Below are 4,247 nucleotides of genomic sequence, written 5' to 3'. Positions count from 1 at the left end.
TGAGATGCGTAAGCACATGAAGATACTGCGTCAAAAGTGGAAGAGCCAAGGAATCAAGACGCCACTGCAAATTCGGATTGGGATCAGTACGGGCTTCAGCACTGTAGGAAATTTTGGCGCTGAAAACCGCATGGACTACACCATTATCGGCAAGGAAGTTAACTTGGCTTCTCGCTTGGAAGCACTATCAGAGCCAGGCGAAATCCTGGTTTCTTACGAAACTTTCTCTCTGATAAAAGATAAGGTTATGTGTCGTGATAAGGGAGAGATTACCGTTAAAGGCTTCGCTAGACCCGTTCCGATTTATCAAATCGTTGACCTTAGACGCGATATCGGTGCCGGTCAGAGCTTCATAGAGCATGAAGCTGAAGGGTTTGCGATGTATCTGGATACCGGAAAAATAGACGACACTAATAAAGACGCTATCGTCCATGCCCTTGAAAAAGCAACTGAGAAACTAAAAGACAGCTAACACAATAACGCTCGTTACTGCCTTGGAGTTCTCAGGCTCTCCGTTCTCGCCTTAAGATCTGCTGTTGCGCGGTAGGGGTTGATATCCAAGCCACCTCGGCGAGTGTAGCGCGCATAAACACTTAAAGAATCACAATGGCAATATTGCAGTAAATCAATAAAGATTCGCTCGACACAATGCTCATGAAAGTCCTGACACTGCCTAAAAGATACAATATATTTTAGTAAGCTCTCGCGATCTATCTGCTGCCCCGCGTAATGAATAAATACAGTCCCCCAGTCTGGTTGCCCCGTCACAGGACAATTCGAGCGAAGCAAGTCAGAGTAGAGCGTCTCGTTCACCTCAACCCCACCTGGCACCGTTTTGAGTAGCTCAGGGTTCGGCTGATATTCAAAGTCTTCCGCATCTATTTCATCAATACACTCTGCGCTAGCATATAAAGACTCTTCTGCTGAACTTCCCTGGCATAAATTCTCTGCCACATGATGTCTTGTATCTTTTAATGCAAGAACCTCTACAGAAACGATTCCACCGGCCGCAGCACTTAAGTCTTTACTTAACAATCGCTCTACAGCCGAAGCATCTTTGAAAGAAAGGTGGTTGAAAGAGTTCAAATAAAGCTTAAAAGACTTCGATTCAATCATGTATGGCGAATCACATGGAATGCTAAAGTACGCGATCGCTGCCTGAGGCTTACCTTTTGAGTTAAGCCAGGACAGCTCGTAACAGGTCCAGCGGTCTTCACCATGAAAAGGAATATCAGCACTCAGGTTCAGACTTTCACGATTTTGTTTTCGGTCTAAGGGAAAAAGTATCTCGGGTGAATAGCTTTGATCGTATTCAGTCCCTTTACCTAATTGGCTTTGATGAGCATCCGTCACTTTTTACTCCTAAGTTCTGAAAGTGAAAAAACTACGCTATGTACTGATTCTTATATATTAGCTTAGAGGCAAAATCATATTACGCTCTTATGCCTTTTCCGCGATTCAATAAGTAAAGCGCATAAGAAAAGCCTATTACGATAAATCCGCAAATCATCAAATATGAAATACCAATATCGACATCACTTACACCAAGAATACCATAGCGAAAAGCGTTAACCATATACAGTATAGGGTTAATTTGGGAGACCCCCTGCCAGAACTCAGGCAACAAACTGATACTATAAAAAACACCCCCCAAGTAAGTAAGTGGCGTCAATATAAACGTTGGCACTATCGATATGTCATCGAATTTTGTCGCATAAATCGCATTGATAAAACCGCCTATCGAGAACAGGATAGCCGTCAGAATAACAATGCTGGCCGTTACGGCGATATTTTCAACACGTAAATCGGTAAAACCCAGCGACAGTAGTGTCACGATCAGACCAACAGATATACCGCGACCAACACCGCCCATCACATAACCGGACAAGACTACCCAGTTAGGTACAGGTGAGACCAGAATTTCTTCAATGCTATGTTGAAACTTCATGCTAAAAAAAGAGGACACTACGTTAGCATAGGAGTTAGTAATCACTGACATCATGATTAAGCCGGGAACAATAAAGTCCATGTAGTCAAAACCGTCCATGTCACCAATTCTCGGGCCAATCAAGTTGCCAAAGATGACGAAGTACAAAGCCATCATTATCGCCGGTGGCAACAATGTTTGTACCCATATACGAGTAAAGCGACGAATCTCTTTGGTCACAATAGTCAAGAAAGCGACCCATACCTGATGCGCATTCATCTTACACTTCCTCCTGCGTTTTGGCGTTCTCAACCAAGTCCAAAAACAACTCTTCTAAGCGGTTTGCCTTGTTACGCATACTCCTGACCTGAATACTCAAACTGTCCAACTTGGAAAAAAGATCATTTATATTTTGCTCACTGCGCACATCAACTTCTAGCAGGCCCTCTTCGTTAAGTCTTGCCTCAAAGCCCTCTAGCAAAGGAACAGTGCTCATGGGTTTATCAAGTTCTAGCACAAAGGTTTCCAGATGCAATTGCTGTAATAAAGATTGCTTACTGGTATTTGTCAGAATTTTCCCTTGATCAATAATCGCAATGTTGCGGCATAGCGCTTCCGCCTCTTCCAGGTAGTGCGTCGTTAAGATAATTGTCGTACCCTGCTCATTGATTTCCTTTAGAAACTCCCACATTGAGCGTCGCAATTCGATATCTACACCCGCTGTGGGCTCATCAAGAATGAGCAATTTAGGCTTATGCACTAAAGCTCTGGCGATCATTAACCTTCTCTTCATACCCCCGGAGAGCATACGGGATGGTTCATTCCGTTTATCCCACAAGCCCAGTTTCTTCAGATAATGATCACAACTTTCCTCAGCTTCTGAAACGGGAATACCATAATAACCAGCCTGAGTAATAACGATATCACGGACCTTCTCGAACTGGTTGAAGTTAAACTCCTGAGGCACCACACCTAAACAGGTCTTTGCCTTAACCAACTGTTTATCGATGTCGTGGCCAAATATTTTGACCTCTCCAGAACTTTTATTAACCAAGGAAGAAACAATACCAAGTGTCGTTGATTTCCCCGCACCGTTAGGCCCCAATAAAGCGAAGAAGTCACCCTGCTCGACACTGACACTGACATTCTGCAAAGCGACATGACCATTACCATAAGTTTTGTTTAAGCCGCGAATCTCTAGAGCGTTTTGCATGATTTGTTTAGTGCCTGCTTGTAAGTAGAGAGGTAAAGTGGAGTGCTCTATCTTGGGGTTAGGCAAAGGAATTTCAAGTCACCAAGGAATGAATATCCGCTTATCTCGAAGAAAGGGTTCTGCATCCTATCGGTAATTTCGCAGGAAGACCTCTTCTCCCATATATTGAATCTGCTGATCAATCATTTTCTCAAAAGGCTTCAACAAAGTTTCGCTATCAATATTTTCATCCAATAGGGGCAGCACTTTTGCGACCGCTTCAATTGTTGATAATGAAAACTCATGTGTCGATTTGCGGATACGATAGCGACTTTTCCCGGCATTTAACAGGGCGAGTGTCGGCAAACTTTGCAGCCAAGTATTCACCAAAACCAGCTCCCGGGTATTCCTCCAGGTGCCATCGAGGATAACTAGCGAATCATATTGTTGTAGCGACTTTAAAAGCGGTGAAGCTAGATCGCTCAGATCTAATACAAGATGTTCTTCGTCATCAGATAGCGACTCAGGATACAACAGCAAAGGGCTGCAAGCGCCATGCTTTGCTAGCAAAGAGAAGCATTTTTCTCGGTCAAATCTTAGGCCGTTCAGCACCTCTACGCCAGATAACCCCTGCTGGATTAATGGCACAGTCGAAAGCGGCTTCTTTTGTTCGTCATCGTGCTGAAAAATAATCAGAGTTCTTGTGTTGCTCTGTTTGCTTATCGATGCACACAAGCAAACTTTTTCAGGCCTATTGCACCGTTGACAATACACTCTCGCCATCGCTTATCTTCTTTCAGCCAATAAAAAAGGCAGTGTGAATCATCAAACTGCCTTTTATCAAGTTTTATTAGGCTTGCTCGCCCAGAAGAGAATAACAAATTAGCCAGACGCGAATGAGGATGCCAAGTGTCGCCAACTCCATTTAGAGGTTGCACCGGATAACAGGTACCGCTGCTCATCTATGTCGTAAGCTCCCTTAGGTAAACTGTCTTTAATGCTTAAAACATTTCTATCGCGGTTTACCTCTTTTAGGTCTACCACTTTACCGCACTTCATTGCTCGCTTCTGAGCATCGAGTACAACCATTACTTTCGGTTGTAAGCGGCGATCTTCATTATGCCCGGT

5 protein-coding genes and 1 pseudogene are annotated in these 4,247 nt (G+C 43.8%); 1 reads left to right on the top strand and 5 read right to left on the bottom strand.

The window, feature by feature from the left end; genetic code table 11:
- Window positions 1-472, top strand: a 472-nt coding sequence (locus A3761_RS20515; protein ID WP_197473147.1) for an adenylate/guanylate cyclase domain-containing protein, incomplete at its 5' end; no start/stop codon positions are given.
- A 14-nt stretch (window positions 473-486) separates the two neighbouring features.
- Here the strand turns inward: A3761_RS20515 and queF are convergent.
- From queF to A3761_RS27985, 5 genes and pseudogenes are all read right to left on the bottom strand, one after another.
- A complete protein-coding gene (gene queF / locus A3761_RS20510; RefSeq protein ID WP_068508964.1) occupies window positions 487-1,353 on the bottom strand; it encodes an NADPH-dependent 7-cyano-7-deazaguanine reductase QueF in 867 nt (288 codons plus the stop codon).
- Between the two features lie 79 nt (window positions 1,354-1,432).
- Window positions 1,433-2,206, bottom strand: coding sequence for an ABC transporter permease (locus tag A3761_RS20505; RefSeq protein WP_068508962.1), 774 nt, complete (start codon window positions 2,204-2,206; stop codon window positions 1,433-1,435).
- A 1-nt stretch (window position 2,207) separates the two neighbouring features.
- Window positions 2,208-3,140: an ABC transporter ATP-binding protein gene (locus A3761_RS20500; RefSeq protein ID WP_068508960.1), complete on the bottom strand. Its 933-nt coding sequence runs from the start codon at window positions 3,138-3,140 to the stop codon at window positions 2,208-2,210.
- Between the two features lie 126 nt (window positions 3,141-3,266).
- Complete coding sequence (locus A3761_RS20495) at window positions 3,267-3,902, bottom strand: tRNA-uridine aminocarboxypropyltransferase (protein WP_068508958.1); 636 nt, start codon at window positions 3,900-3,902, stop codon at window positions 3,267-3,269.
- Window positions 3,903-4,001: 99 nt separating this feature from the next.
- Window positions 4,002-4,247, bottom strand: a pseudogene (locus tag A3761_RS27985) (hypothetical protein); the annotation flags it as partial.

It is taken from the genome of Oleiphilus sp. HI0123 (genome assembly GCF_001635315.1).
This window is presented reverse-complemented; position numbering and strand designations above follow the sequence as displayed.